Annotated in this window: 16 protein-coding genes and 1 tRNA gene; 11 read left to right on the forward strand and 6 right to left on the reverse strand. The window is 66.2% G+C overall.

Going from position 1 to position 17,523, the window contains the following annotated elements; genetic code table 11:
* Positions 1-147: 147 nt before the first annotated feature.
* From purM to ACFPU0_RS21670, 4 genes are all read left to right on the forward strand, one after another.
* Entirely contained in the window at positions 148-1,206 is a 1,059-nt protein-coding gene (purM, locus tag ACFPU0_RS21655; protein ID WP_377695343.1) for a phosphoribosylformylglycinamidine cyclo-ligase, read from the forward strand.
* Positions 1,206-1,856, forward strand: a complete 651-nt coding sequence (gene purN / locus ACFPU0_RS21660; protein WP_377695344.1) for a phosphoribosylglycinamide formyltransferase — start codon at positions 1,206-1,208, stop codon at positions 1,854-1,856. The genes purM and purN overlap by 1 nt, the downstream gene beginning before the upstream one ends.
* A gap of 11 nt (positions 1,857-1,867) precedes the next feature.
* Positions 1,868-2,584, forward strand: a complete 717-nt coding sequence (locus ACFPU0_RS21665) for a DUF3108 domain-containing protein (protein WP_377695345.1) — start codon at positions 1,868-1,870, stop codon at positions 2,582-2,584.
* A gap of 172 nt (positions 2,585-2,756) precedes the next feature.
* On the forward strand, positions 2,757-3,032 hold the full coding sequence (locus tag ACFPU0_RS21670) for a Rho-binding antiterminator (RefSeq protein ID WP_377695346.1): 276 nt from the start codon (positions 2,757-2,759) through the stop codon (positions 3,030-3,032).
* A gap of 175 nt (positions 3,033-3,207) precedes the next feature.
* Here the strand turns inward: ACFPU0_RS21670 and ACFPU0_RS21675 are convergent, their stop codons facing one another.
* From ACFPU0_RS21675 to cysM, 5 genes are all read right to left on the reverse strand, one after another.
* Positions 3,208-3,747 carry a DUF2058 domain-containing protein gene (locus ACFPU0_RS21675; protein WP_377695347.1) on the reverse strand — a complete coding sequence of 180 codons (540 nt, stop codon included), beginning with the start codon at positions 3,745-3,747 and terminating at the stop codon, positions 3,208-3,210.
* A gap of 28 nt (positions 3,748-3,775) precedes the next feature.
* Positions 3,776-4,606, reverse strand: a complete 831-nt coding sequence (gene mazG / locus ACFPU0_RS21680; RefSeq protein ID WP_377695349.1) for a nucleoside triphosphate pyrophosphohydrolase — start codon at positions 4,604-4,606, stop codon at positions 3,776-3,778.
* A gap of 65 nt (positions 4,607-4,671) precedes the next feature.
* Entirely contained in the window at positions 4,672-6,918 is a 2,247-nt protein-coding gene (gene relA, locus ACFPU0_RS21685; RefSeq protein WP_377695350.1) for a GTP diphosphokinase, read from the reverse strand.
* An 83-nt stretch (positions 6,919-7,001) separates the two neighbouring features.
* Positions 7,002-8,354 (reverse strand): 23S rRNA (uracil(1939)-C(5))-methyltransferase RlmD, encoded by a 1,353-nt coding sequence (rlmD, locus tag ACFPU0_RS21690; protein WP_377695351.1) that lies wholly within the window; start codon positions 8,352-8,354, stop codon positions 7,002-7,004.
* A 135-nt stretch (positions 8,355-8,489) separates the two neighbouring features.
* Complete coding sequence (gene cysM / locus ACFPU0_RS21695) at positions 8,490-9,398, reverse strand: cysteine synthase CysM (RefSeq protein WP_377695352.1); 909 nt, start codon at positions 9,396-9,398, stop codon at positions 8,490-8,492.
* Positions 9,399-9,641: 243 nt separating this feature from the next.
* On the opposite strand from cysM, the gene ACFPU0_RS21700 reads away from it, so the two are divergent.
* The 6 genes from ACFPU0_RS21700 to ACFPU0_RS21725 all read left to right on the forward strand — a co-directional run bounded on the left by ACFPU0_RS21700 (position 9,642) and on the right by ACFPU0_RS21725 (position 16,019).
* Entirely contained in the window at positions 9,642-10,322 is a 681-nt protein-coding gene (locus ACFPU0_RS21700) for a Fe2+-dependent dioxygenase (RefSeq protein ID WP_377695353.1), read from the forward strand.
* Positions 10,323-10,324: 2 nt separating this feature from the next.
* A complete protein-coding gene (locus ACFPU0_RS21705; protein ID WP_377695354.1) occupies positions 10,325-11,125 on the forward strand; it encodes a tetratricopeptide repeat protein in 801 nt (266 codons plus the stop codon).
* A 213-nt stretch (positions 11,126-11,338) separates the two neighbouring features.
* On the forward strand, positions 11,339-14,095 hold the full coding sequence (locus tag ACFPU0_RS21710; protein WP_377695355.1) for a response regulator: 2,757 nt from the start codon (positions 11,339-11,341) through the stop codon (positions 14,093-14,095).
* Positions 14,096-14,155: 60 nt separating this feature from the next.
* Entirely contained in the window at positions 14,156-15,139 is a 984-nt protein-coding gene (locus ACFPU0_RS21715; protein ID WP_377695356.1) for a 2-hydroxyacid dehydrogenase, read from the forward strand.
* A 35-nt stretch (positions 15,140-15,174) separates the two neighbouring features.
* Positions 15,175-15,615 carry a hypothetical protein gene (locus ACFPU0_RS21720; RefSeq protein ID WP_377695357.1) on the forward strand — a complete coding sequence of 147 codons (441 nt, stop codon included), beginning with the start codon at positions 15,175-15,177 and terminating at the stop codon, positions 15,613-15,615.
* The gene (locus ACFPU0_RS21725; protein WP_377695358.1) at positions 15,612-16,019 is read left to right on the forward strand and encodes an META domain-containing protein; all 408 of its coding nucleotides are present in this window, start codon (positions 15,612-15,614) and stop codon (positions 16,017-16,019) included. Before ACFPU0_RS21720 ends, ACFPU0_RS21725 begins: the two co-directional genes overlap by 4 nt.
* 133 nt (positions 16,020-16,152) lie before the next feature.
* Here ACFPU0_RS21725 and dinB read toward each other — a convergent pair whose 3' ends face one another.
* Positions 16,153-17,208 (reverse strand): DNA polymerase IV, encoded by a 1,056-nt coding sequence (gene dinB / locus ACFPU0_RS21730; protein WP_377695359.1) that lies wholly within the window; start codon positions 17,206-17,208, stop codon positions 16,153-16,155.
* Positions 17,209-17,426: 218 nt separating this feature from the next.
* Between dinB and ACFPU0_RS21735 the strand changes: the two genes are divergently transcribed.
* Positions 17,427-17,503: transfer RNA gene (locus ACFPU0_RS21735), tRNA-Met, on the forward strand.
* Positions 17,504-17,523: the final 20 nt, after the last annotated feature.

The following is a 17,523-nucleotide window of genomic DNA, read 5'->3' on the forward strand; positions in this document are numbered from 1 at the left end:
ACGCAAGCGATTTTTTCCAGCGTTTTCACCAGGGCCGACCGCTGCCGATGGCCGCTACCGGGCAAGCCTGATAAAATCGCGCGCCTTCGCAAACCGGCAGCCAGACTTGCCGGTCGATCCTCGAATTTCCCCTATAGGCCTGGATTTATGAGCAAGCAACCCTCCCTGAGCTACAAGGACGCCGGTGTAGACATCGACGCTGGTGAGGCCCTGGTCGAACGCATCAAAGGCGTGGCCAAGCGCACCGCGCGCCCGGAAGTGATGGGCGGCCTGGGCGGCTTCGGCGCCCTCTGCGAGATCCCGGCCGGCTACAAGCAGCCGGTCCTGGTGTCCGGCACCGACGGCGTCGGCACCAAGCTGCGCCTGGCCCTGAACCTGAACAAGCACGACAGCATCGGCCAGGACCTGGTCGCCATGTGCGTGAACGACCTCGTCGTCTGCGGCGCCGAACCGCTGTTCTTCCTCGACTATTACGCCACCGGCAAACTCAACGTCGACGTGGCCGCCACCGTGGTCACCGGCATCGGCGCCGGTTGCGAACTGGCCGGCTGCTCCCTGGTGGGCGGCGAGACCGCCGAGATGCCCGGCATGTACGAAGGCGAGGACTACGACCTGGCCGGCTTCTGCGTCGGCGTGGTGGAAAAGGCCGAGATCATCGACGGCTCCAAGGTGCGCACCGGCGACACCCTGATCGCCCTGCCCTCCTCCGGCCCGCACTCCAACGGCTACTCCCTGATCCGCAAGATCATCGAAGTCAGCGGCGCCGACATCGAGCAGGTGCAACTCGACGGCAAGCCCCTGGCCGACCTGCTGATGGCGCCGACCCGCATCTACGTCAAACCGCTGCTCAAGCTGATCAAGGAAACCGGCGCGGTGAAGGCCATGGCCCACATCACCGGCGGCGGCCTGCTGGACAACATCCCGCGCGTCCTGCCGGACAACGCCCAGGCCGTGATCGACGTGGCCAGCTGGCAGCGCCCGGCGGTGTTCGACTGGCTGCAGGAACAAGGCAACGTCGACGAAACCGAGATGCACCGCGTGCTGAACTGCGGCGTGGGCATGGTCATCTGCGTCGCCCCCGAGCAGGCCGAAGCGGCACTCAAGGTCCTGCGCGAAGCCGGCGAGCAGCCCTGGGTCATCGGTGAAATCGCCGCGGCCGCCGAAGGCGCCCCGCGCGTCGTGCTGAACAACCTGAAGGGCCACTGATGGTCGCACGCTGTGATGTGGTGGTGCTGATCTCCGGCTCCGGCAGCAACCTGCAGGCGCTGATCGACAGCATCACCGGCGACGACCATCCGGCCCGCATCCGCGCGGTGGTTTCCAACCGCGCCGATGCCTACGGCCTGGAACGTGCGAAACGCGCCGGCATCGATACCCGGGTACTCGACCACAAGGCCTACGCCGACCGCGAGGCCTTCGATGCCGCGCTGATCGAAACCATCGACGCCTACCGCCCGCAACTGGTGGTGCTGGCCGGCTTCATGCGCATCCTCACCCCCGGCTTCGTGCGCCACTATCAGGGGCGCCTGCTGAACATTCACCCCTCGCTGTTGCCCAAGTACAAGGGCCTGCACACCCACCAGCGCGCACTGGAAGCCGGCGACACGGAGCACGGCTGCAGCGTGCACTTCGTCACCGAGGAACTCGATGGCGGCCCTCTGGTGGTACAGGCCCTGATCCCGGTAGAGTCGGATGACACGCCGGAAAGCCTGGCCCAGCGGGTTCACGCGCAGGAACACCGCATCTATCCGCTGGCCATGCGCTGGTTTGCCGAAGGCAGACTGCGCCTGGGCCCGAACGGCGCCGAACTGGACGGACAAGCGTTGCCCCCCTCGGGGCAACAACTGCGTAACTAGGAGATTCGCCAATGCGTCGTGCCTTGCTGTTGCTCCTCGCCTGCTTCACCCTGCCCGCCGTGGCGGCCGAGCTGAAACCCTTCGAGGCCAGCTACACCGCCGACTGGAAGCAGCTGCCGGTCAGCGGCACCGCCGGCCGCAGCCTGAAACAGCTGGACAATGGCCGCTGGGAGCTGGACTTCGAAGCGTCCATGCTGGTGGCCAGCCTGAGCGAAGTGAGCACCTTCCGTGTCGAGAACAACGCCTTCCTGCCCCTGACCTACCGCTTCACCCGCAGCGGCCTGGGCAAGAGCAAACAGGTGGAGTTCGACTTCGACTGGGCCCAGAAGCAGATCATCGGCACCGACCGCGGCAACCAGGTGCGCCTGCCCCTGAACCGTGGCCTGCAGGACAAATCCACCTACCAGCTGGTGCTCCAGCATGACGTCGCCGACGGCAAGAAGAGCATGAGCTACCAGGTGATCGACGGCGACGAGATCGAGACCTACGACTTCCGGGTGCTGGGCGAGGAGCGCGTGAGCACCAAGGCCGGCTCGGTAGACGCGATCAAGGTGGAACGTGTACGCGACCCCACCCAGAGCAACCGCAAGACCGTGCTCTGGTTCGCCAAGGACTGGGACTACCTGCTGGTCCGCCTGCACCAGGTGGAGAAGGACGGCAAGGAATACCAGATCATGCTCAAGGACGGCACGGTGGACGGCAAGCCGGTAAAAGGCCTGCCGGAGTGACGCGTCCCCCCCCATGAAGAACCGGGCCCCGCGCCCGGTTTTTTCTGCCCGCGAGAAAGCACAGAACCTTGGTCGGGTCCCATGTTCGCGAAACAGGCGGATACTTGAAGGGAAAACAGCGACGCCGACAGCGCCTATGCTGTTCAACCGGCACGCCGCAGAGGACAACGCCATGACCGACGAATACCTGCCGCTCTCCTGCGACCTCTACGACTATATCGAGATCGCCTGCCTGCACCGTTACCAGTTGCATATCGAACTGGCCGGAGGCGCCCGCCTGGACGCCCGCGCCATGACCACCCTGACCACGCCGGACAAGGAGGAATTCCTCATCGTGCAGAACGAGGGTGGCCAGGAGCGCCTGCGCCTGGACCAGATCACCGCGATCACGCCGCTGACCGAAGGGGCGAGCTTCGGGCGGGTGTTGCTGGGGAATCAGATCTGCTGAAGGTGAGGGCCGGGCTTCGGACATCCTTGTAGGATGGGTGGAGCTTGCGATACCCATCAGCTCTGTCCGCATGGGTATCGCTCCGCTCGCGGAACGCCGCCCGCCCCATCCTACGAGCTCGGCCCGTCCCCGGCGTTCCGCGAAAAAAACCGGGCCAAGGCCCGGTTTCTTCACATCACCACATCAGGTCGTCCGGCACCTTGTAGGCGGCGTACGGATCATCCGCATCCGGCTCTTCGACCTGGGTATTGAGCAGCACCACGCGGCGCGGGTCGCGCTCCTGGATGCGCAGGGCGGCATCGCGCGGGATCACCTCGTAGCCACCCCCGTGGCGGACGATGGCCAGGGAGCCACGGCTCAGCTTGTCACGCATCAGGGCGTTGACGGCGAGGCGCTTGACCTTCTTCTCGTCGACGAAGTTGTAGTAGTCGTCGGTGGTCAGCTTGGGCAGGCGAGTGCCCTCGATCAGTTGCTTGATCTGCGCGGCCCTGGCCTTCTGGTCGGCCTTTTCCTGCTGCTGACGGTTCAGCTCCTGGTCGCGGGCGGCCTTCTCGGCCTGGGCCTGCTGGGCGGCCTGGCGCAGGGAATCGTCCTTCTCGACCTGGTTCTTCTTTTCCAGGCGAGTCTGTTTCTGCTGTTGCTTGGTGGCCTGCTTGACCTGCTTTTCGTTCACCAGCCCGGCTTTCAGCAGCTGGTCGCGGAGGGAAAGGCTCATAAAGGAATTCAGTCTCTCGAGTTGTCAGCTAGCAGCCAAGGCTGAGTTTTTCCTGTTTCTTGGCTTCGCCCCAGAGGGCATCCAGTTCTTCCAGGGTGCAATCTTCAATGGGACGACCCGCCTCGCGCAATGCCTCTTCGATGAAACGGAAGCGTCGCTCGAACTTGCCATTGGCGTTGCGCAGTGCGGTTTCCGGGTCCAGCTTGAGGTGGCGGGCGAGGTTGACCACCACGAACAGCAGGTCGCCCACCTCGTCGGCGATGGCCTGCGGGTCGTTCTCGCTCATGGCCTCCAGCACTTCGTCCAGTTCTTCCCGCAGCTTGTCGATCACCGGCAGCGCCTCGGGCCAATCGAAGCCCACCTGGGCGGCACGCTTCTGCAGCTTGGCGGCGCGGGACAGGGCCGGCAGCGCGGTGGGCACGTCGTCCAGCAGGGACAGCTGTTCGGGAGCGGCGGCCTTCTCGGCGCGCTCCTCGGCCTTGATCTGTTCCCAGCGCTGCTTGATCGCGGCCTCTTCCAGGCGTGCCATGTCCGGCGCACCGTAGAGGTCGCCATCGGGGAACACATGGGGATGGCGGCGCACCAGCTTGCGGGTGATGGCGTCCACCACGCCGGCGAATTCGAAGCGGCCCTCCTCCTTCGCCAGCTGGCTGTAATAGACCACCTGGAACAACAGGTCGCCGAGTTCCCCCGGCAGGTGGGCGAAGTCGCCACGCTCGATGGCGTCGGCCACCTCGTAGGCTTCCTCGATGGTGTGCGGGACTATGCTCGCGTAGTCCTGCTTCAGGTCCCAGGGACAGCCGTGCTGCGGGTCGCGCAGCCGGGCCATCAGGTGCAGCAGGTCGTTGAGTTGGTACATCTTCGTATCCTGTAGGGGCGAATTCATTCGCCAAGCGCCCCGAAGGGGCGCCCTTGATCCGGGTGTCAGGCGGCTCTGTTACGTCGCGCCTCGATGATATTCGGCAACTGCGCGATCCGCGCCAGCAGCCGCCCCAGCGCATCCAGGCCGGGAATCTCGATGGTCAGCATCATGGCGGCAGTGTTGTCTTCCTTGTTGGAGCGGGTATTCACCGCCAGCACGTTGATCCGCTCGTTGAGCAGCACCTGGGACACGTCGCGCAGCAGGCCGGAACGGTCGTAGGCGCGGATGACGATATCCACCGGGTAGGTCTGCACCGGGGCCGGGCCCCAGCTCACCTGGATCATGCGCTCGGGCTCGCGGCCGGCCAGTTGCAGGGCCGAGGGGCAATCCTGGCGGTGGATGCTGACGCCGCGGCCGAGGGTGATGTAGCCGACGATCGGGTCGCCCGGCAGCGGCTGGCAGCAGCCGGCCATCTGCGTCAGCAGGTTGCCCACACCCTGGATCTGCACATCGCCACGCTTGCCCGGCTTGTGATGGGTAACCCGCCGCGGGATCAGCTCCAGCTGCTCGCTATGACCGCGCTCGGGCTCCACCAGAGCCTGGGCGGCGTTGACCACATGGGCCAGGCGCAGGTCGCCGGCGCCCAGGGCCGCATGCATGTCTTCGGCCGAGCGCAGGTTGCACTTCTCGGCGAGCTTCTCGAAGTCCACCGGCGGCAGCGCGAGGCGCGAAAGCTCGCGCTCGAGCATGGTCTTGCCGGCGGCGACGTTCTGGTCGCGGGCCTGCAGCTTGAACCAGTGGACGATCTTCGCCCGTGCGCGCGAGGTGGTGATGTAACCCAGGTTCGGGTTCAGCCAGTCGCGGCTCGGCGCCCCGTGCTTGCCGGTGATGATTTCCACCATTTCGCCGGTCTGCAGGCTGTAGTTCAGCGGCACGATGCGCCCGTTGATCTTGGCGCCGCGGCAGTTGTGGCCGATCTCGGTGTGCACCCGGTAGGCGAAGTCCAGGGGCGTGGCGCCCTTGGGCAGGTCGATGGCGTGACCGTCGGGAGTGAAGACATAGACCCGGTCGGGCTCGATATCCACCCGCAGCTGTTCGGCGAGGCCGCCGATGTCGCCCAGTTCCTCGTGCCATTCGAGCACCTGGCGCAGCCAGGCGATCTTCTCTTCGTAGTGGTCGGAGCTCGACTTGACGTCGGTGCCCTTGTAGCGCCAGTGGGCGCAGACCCCGAGCTCGGCTTCCTCGTGCATGGCGTGGGTGCGGATCTGCACCTCCAGCACCTTGCCGTCCGGGCCGATCACCGCGGTGTGCAGGGAGCGGTAGCCGTTTTCCTTGGGGTTGGCGATGTAGTCGTCGAACTCCTTGGGGATGTGCCGCCAGAGGGTGTGGACGATACCGAGCGCGGTGTAGCAGTCGCGCACCTCGGGCACCAGCACGCGCACGGCGCGCACGTCGTAGATCTGGCTGAACTGCAGGCCCTTGCGCTGCATCTTCCGCCAGATGGAGTAGATGTGCTTGGCGCGGCCGCTGATGTCGGCCTTGATGCCGGTGGCGGCCAGCTCCTCGCGCAGTTGCTTCATCACGTCGGCGATGTACTGCTCGCGGTCCAGGCGACGCTCGTGCAGCAGCTTGGCGATCTGCTTGTACTGGTCCGGCTCCAGGTAGCGGAAGGACAGGTCCTCCAGCTCCCACTTGATATGGCCGATGCCGAGGCGGTGGGCCAGTGGCGCGTAGATATCGAACACCTCGCGGGCGACGCGATGGCGCTTCTCCTCGTCGGCGTTCTTCACTTCACGGATGGCGCAGGTACGCTCGGCCAGCTTGATCAGCGCCACGCGGACGTCGTCGACCATGGCCACCAGCATCTTGCGCAGGTTCTCCACCTGCGCCTGGGTGCCCAGCACCATGGACTGCCGGGGGTTGAGGCTGGCGCTGATGGCGGCCATGCGCAGCACGCCCTCGATCAGCTTGGCCACCACCGGACCGAAGCGCTGCTGCACGGCCTGCAGCTGGATCTTGCCTTCGCGCACGCCGCGGTAGATCACCGCGGCCACCAGGGACTCCTGGTCCAGCTTCAGGTCAGCGAGGATCTCGGCGATCTCCAGACCCGTCTGGAAGCTCGAGGAGCCCTCGGACCAGCGATTCTGGGTCGCTATGGCCTGCTGTTCGGCGTCACGGGCGAACTCGCACGCCTCCTTGAGTACCGCGCGGTCGAGCACCGGGTCGAGGCTGATGACATGGTCCAGCCACGCCTCGAGGTTGATGCTGCCGTCCGTGTTGACCGGCTGTTGCGCTCTCACCTGTACCATCTTGCCTACCTTCCCTACGACGCAAACCCCTCGCGTCGAACTGTCGCCAGCCTCTGTCGTGCCGGTCGGATTACACGGGCTTCCTAACCCGCCTCGAATAACGCCATGGCCTCGACATGGGCCGTCTGAGGAAACATGTCGAGGATCCCGGCCTTCTTCAGCTGGTATCCCTGCTTGACCAGCTCAGCGCTGTCACGCGCCAGGGTCGCTGGGTTGCAGGATACATAGACCACTCTTCGCGCACCGGTTGCAGTTATCTGCCGAACGGTTTCGAAAGCACCGTCGCGCGGTGGATCGAGCAATACGGCATCGAAGCCCTGCCGCGCCCAGGCCGCTTCGGCCAGGGAGCCCGACAGGTCGGCCTGGAAGAAGCTGAGATTCTCCAGGCCATTGGCCGCGGCATTGCCGCGCGCCCGCTCCACCATCGCCTCGACGCCCTCCACCGCCACCACCTCGCGCACCTGGCGCGCCAGCGGCAGGGCGAAATTGCCGAGCCCGCAGAACAGGTCCAGCACCCGGTCGCCCGGCTGCGGCTTCATCCAGTCTAGCGCCTGCGCCACCATCGCCTCATTGACCGCGGCATTGACCTGCACGAAGTCGCCGGGGCGATATTCCAGTTCCAGGTCCCAGCGCTCCAGGCGATACCCCAGGCGTGCATCGGGCTGGTCAGGGCGGGGTTCACCCTCGCCATGCAGCCAGAGCTGCGCCTGGTGCGCCGCGCAGAATTCGCGAAGGCGCCCGAGATCGGCAGCGCCCAGCGGCTGGGTGTGACGCAACAGGAGCGCCGAAGCGGTGCCATGGAAGAGTTCCACATGCCCCACCGCCTGCGGCTTTTCCAGGCCGCGCAGCAGTTCGGGCAGCGCTCTCATCAAGGGCTGCAAGGGCTGTACCAGTACCTGGCAATCCTTGATGCCGACAATCGCCTGGCTGGAAGCGGCGCGGAATCCAACTTCCAGCTGGCGCGCCCTGGCATCCCAGCGCACAGCGATGCGGGCGCGGCGCCGATAACCGAATTCGGTCCCCACAAGTGGGGCCATCCAGACCTCCGGTTGCAGGTCGGCGAAACGCGCCAGTTGCTCAGCCAGGGTGCGCTGTTTCAGGGCGAGCTGTTCGGCGTGGGGCAGGTGTTGCAGGGTGCAGCCACCACAATGACCGGCATGGGCGCACGGCGGCACCAGGCGCAGCGGGCTGGCGTTCAGCACCCGTTCGGCACGGGCTTCCACCACCTGGCTGCGGGCGGCGAGTACCCGGGCTTCCACCTCCTCGTCCGGCAGGGCGCCGGCGACGAACCAGGTGCGCCCTTCGACGAAGGCGATGCCGCGCCCGTCGTGGGCCAGGCGCTCGATGGTCAGGCGCTGCTTCTTGCCCACCGGGACTTGCGTGGTCCGCGCTCCGCCGCTGGGCTGGAAGCGCAGGCCGGTATTACGCCGGGACATGACGAACGCTCTGAAGAGATCGTGACGAGCGGCCCGGGAGCAAGGCGGACGGAGCGCAGCGACGAGACATATCGTTTGGATAGGTGAGGAGCGGGCACCGCCCAACGCAGCTATCGGGACGCGCAATAGATATCTTCACAGCCGTTCTGGGTCTTCATAGATGCCAGTGGAGAGATAACGATCGCCGCGATCGCAGATGATCGCCACCAGGGTGGCGTTTTCCACTTCGCGGGACAGGCGCAGCATGGCCGCCACCGCGCCGCCGGAGGACACGCCGCAGAAGATCCCCTCTTCGCGGGCCAGGCGGCGCATGGTGTGCTCGGCCTCGCTCTGGGCCATGTCGATCACCCGGTCGACGCGGTCGGCCTGGTAGATCTTCGGCAGGTATTCCTGCGGCCAGCGACGGATGCCGGGGATGGCCGAGCCTTCCTGGGGCTGCAGGCCGACGATCTGCACATTCGGGTTCTGCTCCTTGAGGTAGCGCGACACGCCCATGATGGTGCCGGTGGTGCCCATGGAGCTGATGAAATGGGTGATGGTGCCCTGGGTCTGCTGCCAGATTTCCGGACCGGTGCCGACGTAATGGGCTTCCGGGTTGTCGCCGTTGGCGAACTGGTCCAGCACCTTGCCACGGCCACCGCGCTGCAGGCTGTCGGCCAGGTCACGGGCGCCTTCCATGCCCTCTTCGCGGCTCACCAGGATCAGCTCGGCACCGTAGGCGGTCATGGCGGCCTTGCGTTCGGCGCTCATGTTGTCGGGCATGATCAGCATCATCTTGTAGCCCTTGATGGCCGCAGCCATGGCCAGGGCGATGCCGGTGTTGCCGGAGGTGGCCTCGATCAGGGTGTCGCCGGGCTTGATGTCGCCGCGCAACTCGGCGCGGATGATCATCGACAGGGCCGGGCGATCCTTGACCGAACCGGCGGGGTTGTTGCCTTCGAGCTTGACCAGGAGGGTGTTGCTGGTTTCGCCGGCCAGGCGCTGCAAACGCACCAGCGGGGTGTGGCCGATGCAATCGGCGATTGTGGGGTACTGCAGGGTCATGGCGGGTTTCGCAATCCAGACGCAGGGGGTGCCTATGATAGCGGCAAACCGGCCGGCGCCATATCGCACGAGCGCTTCGGCTTATGGCGTGCGGCTATATATATGTGCCGGAATCGAATGACGGACGCAGCCGCAACCGTTTCGGACTCGCCAGGCGGGCCGAGCGGCACATTCGCTGGTTTTACAGGCTGAATGAAAATAAATACTATTCTCTTCCTTCCCAGTCTCTCTCGGTAACCCGCCATGCTTCTGCACATTCCCGGCATTTTCACCACCGACGAAGCCACCCGGATCCGCGAGGCCCTGGAACGCGCCGAATGGCTCGACGGCAAGGCCACGGCGGGTTACCAGTCGGCCAAGGCCAAACACAACGAGCAGCTGGCGGAGGGCGACCCACTGGCGCGCGAGATCAGCACCGCCATGCTGCAACGGCTGTGGAACAACCCGCAGTTCGTCTCCGCCGTGCTGCCGAACAAGGTCTACCCGCCGCTGTTCAATCGCTATAGCGGCGGCGGCACCTTCGGTTATCACATCGACAACGCCGTGCGCGCCATCAAGGGCAGCCCCGAACAGGTGCGCACCGATGTCTCCGCCACCCTGTTCTTCAGCGAGCCGGACAGCTACGACGGCGGCGACCTGGTGATTCAGGACACCTACGGCGAACACCGGGTCAAACTGGCCGCCGGCGATCTGGTGATCTACCCCGCCAGCAGCCTGCACCAGGTCGAACCCGTTACCCGTGGCGCACGCCTGGCTTCCTTCTTCTGGGTGCAGAGCATGGTCCGCGAGGACAGCCAGCGCACCCTGCTGTTCGAGATGGACCAGGCGATCCAGAGCCTCGCCCGCGATGTGCCGGACCACCCTGCGCTGGTCCGGCTCACCGGCAACTACCACAACCTCCTGCGCCGCTGGGCGGAGGTCTAGGGATGGCCTTGACCCTAACCCGCAGCGAAACCCTCAGCAGCGATGAGCTGCGCGAACGCCTGGCCGGCGACCCGCGCCAGGCGGCACGGGCCATTCTCGCGGCGGCCCGCGAGGGCGTCAGCGAAGCGCAGACCCTGCTCGGCCAGATCCTCCTCGACGGCAACGGCATCGAGCGCGACCCGGCCCTGGCGCGCACCTGGTTCGGTATCGCCGCCGCGGGTGGCGACGCCATGGCGCGCAACATGCTCGGCCGCTGCCTGGAGCAGGGCTGGGGCGGGCCGGTGGACCTGGAGGGCGCTGCCGAGCAGTACCGCAAGGCCATCGACGATGGCCTGGACTGGGCGATGTACAACTACGCAGGCCTGCTGGCCAGTGGACGTGGTGTCGAGCGGGACCCGCGTCGCGCCTTCGCCCTCTATCTGCAGGCCGCGGAAATGGGCCACGCCAAGTCGATGAACCTGGTCGGGCGCTACTACGAGGAAGGCATCACGGTCGACCCCGCCCCCGCAATCGCCTTCACCTGGTATCGGCGTTCTGCCGAGGCCGGCGACTTCCGCGGCCAGTTCAGCCATGCCGCGGTGCTGGCCGCCAAGGGGCTGGTGGACGAAGCCATCGGCTGGCTGGAAACGGCCCTGGCCGGTGGCAACCTCAACTTCCTGCGGGTCAGCCGCGCCAGCCTGGCCGAAGCGCCCGAGCCGCGCATCCGCGCCCTTGCCCTCGCCTATCACCAGCGCGCCGCCGAACTGGGCGACGACAGCGATTGCCAGGCGCTGCTGGACTACCAGGCCACCCTGGGGGCCTGAAGCAACTGGCCGACGAAATCAGGCGCTGTTCGCCCAGCAGGGGTCATCCCCGATAGCCAGATACGGGCGAGGGTGCGATGGGAGCCTTGCTTGAAGATGCAGCTGCAGATACGAACCATTACCCAATGCCGCCGGCCATTCTGGCGAAACTGCCAGCAGATTCCCACCCGATGAGTCGCTACACTGCGCTCAAAGCGCATGGGGAGGATGGGCGTGTACAAGGATCTGGGCATCAAGGGCCGCGTGCTCATGCTGACACTGCTGCCCACCAGCCTGCTGGCGCTGGTACTGGGCGGCTATTTCACCTGGGTGCAGCAGGCCGACATGCAGGCCCAGCTGCTGCAGCGCGGCCAGATGATCGCCGAACACCTGGCGCCGCTCGCGGCCCCGGCGCTCATCCGTGGCGACGCGGTGCTGCTGGAGCGCATCGCCGACCACGCCCTGGACCAGGCGGACGTGCGCGCCGTGAGCTTCATCGGTGCAGATCACAAGCGCCTCGCCCATGCCGGGCCGCGCATGCTCAACGAAAGCCCCGATGAGTCGGGAAACAACCTCGCGCGAAAGAGCAACACCGAGGCCACCCGCTTCCTGCAGCCGGTGTTCGAGCGCCACCGCGTGCTCTCCGGCAACAAGGCAGCGCAACACAACGACAAGCTGCTGGGCTGGGTGGAACTGGAAATGTCCCACCAGGGTACCCTGCTGCGCGGCTATCGCAGCCTGCTCGCCAGCCTGCTGCTGATCGCCACCGGCCTGGGCGTCACCGCCCTGCTAGCCCTGCGCATGAGCCGCGCCATCAACGACCCGCTGCGACGCATCAAGCAAGGCGTGGCGCTGCTCAAGGAAGGGCGCCTGGAAACCCGCCTGCCGCCGCTGGGCAGCCATGAGCTGGACGAACTGGCCTCGGGCATCAACCGCATGGCCGAGGCCCTGCAGACCGCCCAGGAAGAGCTGCAGCACAACATCGACCAGGCCACCGAGGACGTTCGCCAGAACCTCGAGACCATCGAGATCCAGAACATCGAACTGGATCTGGCGCGCAAGGAGGCCCTGGAGGCCAGCCGCATCAAGTCCGAGTTCCTCGCCAACATGAGCCACGAGATCCGTACGCCGCTCAACGGCATCCTCGGTTTCACCAATCTGCTGAAGAAAAGCGACCTCACCCCGCGCCAGCAGGACTACCTGGCCACCATCGAGAAATCCGCCGACAACCTGCTGGGGATCATCAACGAAGTACTCGATTTCTCGAAGATCGAGGCCGGCAAGCTGGTGCTGGAAAGTATCCCCTTCAACCTCCGCGACCTGATCCAGGACACCCTCACCATCCTCGCCCCGGCGGCCCATGAGAAACGCCTGGAGCTGGTCAGCCTGGTCTACCGCGACACCCCGCTGCAGTTGATGGGCGACCCCATGCGCCTCAAGCAGGTGCTGACCAACCTGGTGAGCAACGCCATCAAGTTCACCCGCGAAGGCACCATCGCCGTGCGCGCCATGCTCGAGGACGACAGCGACGACGAGCTGGCGCAATTGCGCATCAGCGTCCAGGACACCGGCATCGGCCTGTCCGACGCCGACCTGCGCGCCCTGTTCCAGGCGTTCACCCAGGCCGACAACTCCCTGTCGCGCCAGACCGGCGGCACCGGCCTGGGCCTGGTGATCTCCAAGCGCCTGATCGAACAGATGGGTGGGGAGATCGGCGTCAGCAGCACACCGGGCGTGGGCTCGGAGTTCTGGATCACCCTCAGCCTACCCAAGTCCCTGGACGAAATCGACGATGGCCTCCAACCCGGTCTCGACGGACGCCGGGTGGCGGTTCTCGAACCCCAGGAGCTGACCCGCCAGGCGCTGCACCATCAATTGGAAGACTGCGGCCTGGAGGTGCTGGAGTACCCCAGCATCGACAACCTGGTGGACGAGGTCGCCGCACGCCGCCTCGGCAACCGCCCCATAGGACTGGCGGTGATCGGCGCCGACGTCCAGGCGCTATCGCCGGAACAGCTCAGCCAGCGGGTCTGGGAACTGGAGCAGCTCGGCTGCAAGAGCCTGGTGCTCTGCCCGACCACCGAGCAGGCCCTCTATCATCGCGCGCTGCCCGAGACACACAGCCAGCTGCAGGCCAAACCGGCCTGCACGCGCAAGCTGCAACAGGCCCTGAGCGGACTGGCCAGCCCGCGCCAGCCACGCCTGGAACTGGCGCAACCGAGCAACAGCCGCGCGCCCCGGCTGCTCTGCGTCGACGACAACCCGGCCAACCTTCTGCTGGTGCAGACCCTGCTCACCGACATGGGCGCCGAGGTGCGCGCCGTGGACAGCGGTTTCGCCGCCATCGAGGCGGTGCAACGTGAGCGCTTCGACCTGGTGCTGATGGACGTGCAGATGCCCGGCATGGACGGAACCCAGGCCACCGAGACGATTCGGCGCTGGGAAAGCGAACAGCGCATGGACCCCGTGCCCATAGTCGCCCTCACCGCCCATGCCCTGGCCAATGAGAAGCGCGCCCTGCTCCAGGGCGGCATGGACGACTACCTGACCAAGCCCATCGGCGAGCGACAGCTGGCCCAGGTGGTGCTGAAGTGGACCGGCCTCAGCCTCGGCGCACAGCCAGGCCAGCGCCAGGTCCGGGAGGACCAGGAGCAGGATGCCCTGGACGTGCTGGACCCGGAGGAAGGCCTGCGCCTGGCTGCCGGCAAGGCAGACCTCGCCGCCGACATGCTGTCGATGCTGCTGGCCTCCCTCGACGCCGACCGCGAGGCGATCCGCCAGGCCGCCCGCAATGGCGACCGCACGGCGCTGCTGGAACGGGTCCACCGCCTGCACGGCGCTACCCGCTACTGTGGCGTGCCGCAGCTGCGCGCAGCCTGTCAGCGCAGCGAAACGCTGCTCAAGCAGAACGACCCGACCGCCGAGCAGGCCCTGGATGAACTTGACGCGGCCATCACCCGTCTCGCCGAGGTGGCCAGAATAGAGGCATGATCCCGGACAAGGTGCGATAGCCGAACGCCAGCTATGCTGCTGAACAACCTAGGAGACCCCATGCGCACCATTCTGTTCAGCAGCCAGGCCTATGACCGCGAAAGCTTCCTCGGCGCCAGCCCCAACTTCGAACTGCATTTCCAGCAGGCGCGGCTGACACTGGACACCACCGCCCTGGCCAATGGATTCGACGTCGTCTGCGCCTTCATCAACGACGACCTTTCCGCTGCCGTACTGGAGCGCCTGGCCAGCGGCGGCACGCGACTGATCGCATTGCGCTCGGCCGGCTACAACCATGTGGACCTGACCGCAGCCAGGCGACTGGGCCTGACCGTGGTCCGAGTGCCGGCCTACTCGCCCCATGCCGTGGCCGAGCATGCGGTGGCGCTGATCCTGGCCCTGAACCGCCGCCTGCACCGCGCCTACAACCGAACCCGCGAAGGTGATTTCACCCTCCACGGGCTGACCGGTTTCGACCTGGTGGGCAAGACCGTGGGCGTGGTCGGCACCGGACAGATCGGCGCGACCTTCGCCCGCATCATGGCGGGCTTCGGCTGTGGCCTGCTGGCCTTCGACCCCCAGCGCAACCCGAGCGTCGAAGCACTGGGCGCGGTCTACGTCAGTCTGGAGGAGCTGCTGGCCGACAGCGACATCCTCAGCCTGCACTGCCCGCTCAACGACAGCACCCGACACCTGATCAACGCCGGCAGCCTGGAGCGGATGAAGCCCGGCGCCATGCTGATCAACACCGGGCGCGGCGCCCTGGTGGACACCCCCGCGCTGATCGACGCGCTGAAATCCGGCCAGCTCGGCTACCTTGGCCTGGATGTCTATGAGGAAGAAGCCAACCTGTTCTTCGAAGACCGCTCCGACCTGCCCCTGCAGGACGACGTGCTGGCCCGGTTGCTCACCTTCCCCAATGTGATAGTCACCGCCCACCAGGCCTTCCTCACTCGCGAGGCGCTGGCCGCCATCGCCCGTACCACCCTGGACAACATCACCGCCTGGGCCGCCGGGCGGCCGTGCAATCAGGTGGACTCCTAGGCCATGTTAGGATGCGCGCCCTAGCCGGAGGACCTATGGCCGAACACGATTTCCGCTACACCCTGCTCAACCCCGCCCACACCCTGAACGAATGCCGTGCCCTCTCGCCGGGCCTCTATCAGGTCACCGGAACCGGCGGCTCGATCCAGTCCGGCGACACCCTGCTGGTCACCCTCAAGGGCAGCCGCGACCTCAGCATGCGCCTCCACGTCGACAAGGTGCGCCACCTGATCAATCCGCCCGGCCAGTGGCTGGCGGTGGCCAAGGGCCCGGCCTTCAAGGAGCTGTCCATTCACAACTGGCACGTGGACTGCGACGCCTGCGGCACCCGCCTGGACTTCGAGTTCGCAGTCGACGGCGGCCTCGGCAAAAAGGCCCAGGCCCCCGCCGCCGAAGCACGCATCGCCGAACTGGGCTGGTACAACCAGGCTGGGAAGCACTACTGCCCGAACTGTCGTCAGGAGGACCGCCAATGACCCGGAACACCCTGCTGCTGGCCGCTCTCACCGCCGCCGTCTCCGGCTGCGCCACCGATCGCCCGCAACTGGAAACCGGCACGACCTACCAGGTGGAATGGATCGGCGAACGCCCGCTGATCGACCGCAGCCACCTGACCATCACCCTGGGCGACGACAACCGCGCCTACGGCAACGCCGGCTGCAACCACTGGTTCGCCTCCTACAGCCTGGAAGGCGACAAGCTGACCTTCGGCGCCGCCGGCAGCACCCGCAAGATGTGCGCCCCCGCCCTCATGGAGCAGGAACAGCGCTTCCTCGACACCCTGGGCAAGGTGCAGCGCTGGGACATTTCCCCCATCGACCAGCTGCGCCTGTGGCCGGTCGAGGGCAAGCCGATCCGGCTGTGGCCGGTGGAAGGCTGACGCCGCGCTTCCAGCTCTTGTAGGGGCGAATTCATTCGCCAAGGGCAGCAACGCTGCCCCCTGCGACCTCGAAGAGCAGACCTTCGGCCTGCTTGGCGAATGAATTCGCCCCTACAGGTTTCAAAGCCGCCGGCTAGAACAGCGCCAGCTGCTCGTGGGCGCCGCGCAAGTCCTGCAGCCTCACCCCCACCCCGATCAGACGCACCGGCTTGTCGCCACGGGCGAAGGCCATGCTGAGCAACTGCCGGTAACTGTCCAGGTCGCGGCGGGCGCCGGCCTGTTCGAGAGTGGTCTGGGTGAAGTCGTGGAACTTCAGTTTCACGAAGGGCTTGTCCGGCTTGTAGCTGCTGTCCAGCCGCGCCATGCGGCCACGCAGCTCGTCCAGCAGGGCAGGCAGCTGCGCCAGGCAGGCATCCAGATCCGGCAGGTCATGGTCGTAGGTGTTTTCCACGCTGATGGACTGGCGCCGGCTATCGACCTGCACGCTGCGATCATCCTGGCCACGGGCCAGGTTGTAGAGGCGCTCGCCGAAGCTGCCGAACTCCCGCGCCAGCGCCAGCTTGTTCCACTCCCGCAGATCGGCGCAGGTGCGCACGCCGAGACGCGCCAGCTTCTCCGCGGTCACCTTGCCCACGCCATGCAGCTTGCTCACCGGCAAGGCGGCGACGAACTCGTCCACCTGGTCCGGAGTGACCACGAACAAGCCATCTGGCTTGCGCCAGTCACTGGCGATCTTGGCGATGAACTTGTTCGGCGCCACCCCGGCGGACACCGTGATATGCAACTCCATCGCCACCCGCCGGCGGATCTCCTGGGCGATGCGCGTGGCGCTGCCGTTGAAATGGGGACTGTCGGAGACGTCCAGATAGGCTTCGTCCAGGGACAGCGGCTCGATGATCTCGGTGTAGTCGCGGAAGATCTGGTGGATCTGCCGCGACACGGCCTTGTAGGCGTCCATGCGCGGCCGGACGATGGTCAGGTCCGGGCACAGCTTGACCGCCGTACGCATCGGCATGGCCGAGCGCACCCCATAGGCCCGCGCCTCATAGTTACAGGTCGCCACCACCCCACGCTTGTCCGGCGAGCCACCCACCGCCAGCGGTTTTCCCGCCAGGCCGGGGTCGTCGCGCATCTCGATGGCGGCATAGAAGCAGTCGCAGTCAATGTGGATGATCTTTCGTTGCGGCATGGCAGCTGGGGCGGGCGGGAAAGGAGGGGCAGCGCCGGACGAGGCCGCGGACCGGCACATGATACCGCAGCGGTGGGGGCCTCCGGTCCGGCGCAAGCGCCTCGAACACCCCGTCGGAGAGCTGTGCAGCGCCGTTTACGATCGCTAAATATTTGAGGGAAAAAGATTTTTCCGCAAATATCGTTTGACACGCCTCCGTGGGAATGTAGAATGGCGACCGCGGGATGGAGCAGTCTGGTAGCTCGTCGGGCTCATAACCCGAAGGTCGTTGGTTCAAATCCAGCTCCCGCAACCAACATCAGGAAAAGGCCACTC

The organism is Pseudomonas sp. GCM10022186 (assembly GCF_042656385.1).
In the GTDB taxonomy this organism is placed as follows: Bacteria; Pseudomonadota; Gammaproteobacteria; order Pseudomonadales; family Pseudomonadaceae; genus Metapseudomonas.

Excerpts from the sequence above, each read along its gene's own strand:
- purM (WP_377695343.1), top strand. The coding sequence starts at position 148 with ATGAGCAAGCAACCCTCCCTGAGCTACAAGGACGCCGGTGTAGACATC.
- purN (WP_377695344.1), top strand. The coding sequence starts at position 1,206 with ATGGTCGCACGCTGTGATGTGGTGGTGCTGATCTCCGGCTCCGGCAGC.
- ACFPU0_RS21665 (WP_377695345.1), top strand. The coding sequence starts at position 1,868 with ATGCGTCGTGCCTTGCTGTTGCTCCTCGCCTGCTTCACCCTGCCCGCC.
- ACFPU0_RS21670 (WP_377695346.1), top strand. The coding sequence starts at position 2,757 with ATGACCGACGAATACCTGCCGCTCTCCTGCGACCTCTACGACTATATC.
- ACFPU0_RS21675 (WP_377695347.1), bottom strand. The coding sequence starts at position 3,747 with ATGAGCCTTTCCCTCCGCGACCAGCTGCTGAAAGCCGGGCTGGTGAAC.
- mazG (WP_377695349.1), bottom strand. The coding sequence starts at position 4,606 with ATGTACCAACTCAACGACCTGCTGCACCTGATGGCCCGGCTGCGCGAC.
- relA (WP_377695350.1), bottom strand. The coding sequence starts at position 6,918 with ATGGTACAGGTGAGAGCGCAACAGCCGGTCAACACGGACGGCAGCATC.
- rlmD (WP_377695351.1), bottom strand. The coding sequence starts at position 8,354 with ATGTCCCGGCGTAATACCGGCCTGCGCTTCCAGCCCAGCGGCGGAGCG.
- cysM (WP_377695352.1), bottom strand. The coding sequence starts at position 9,398 with ATGACCCTGCAGTACCCCACAATCGCCGATTGCATCGGCCACACCCCG.
- ACFPU0_RS21700 (WP_377695353.1), top strand. The coding sequence starts at position 9,642 with ATGCTTCTGCACATTCCCGGCATTTTCACCACCGACGAAGCCACCCGG.
- ACFPU0_RS21705 (WP_377695354.1), top strand. The coding sequence starts at position 10,325 with ATGGCCTTGACCCTAACCCGCAGCGAAACCCTCAGCAGCGATGAGCTG.
- ACFPU0_RS21715 (WP_377695356.1), top strand. The coding sequence starts at position 14,156 with ATGCGCACCATTCTGTTCAGCAGCCAGGCCTATGACCGCGAAAGCTTC.
- ACFPU0_RS21720 (WP_377695357.1), top strand. The coding sequence starts at position 15,175 with ATGGCCGAACACGATTTCCGCTACACCCTGCTCAACCCCGCCCACACC.
- ACFPU0_RS21725 (WP_377695358.1), top strand. The coding sequence starts at position 15,612 with ATGACCCGGAACACCCTGCTGCTGGCCGCTCTCACCGCCGCCGTCTCC.
- dinB (WP_377695359.1), bottom strand. The coding sequence starts at position 17,208 with ATGCCGCAACGAAAGATCATCCACATTGACTGCGACTGCTTCTATGCC.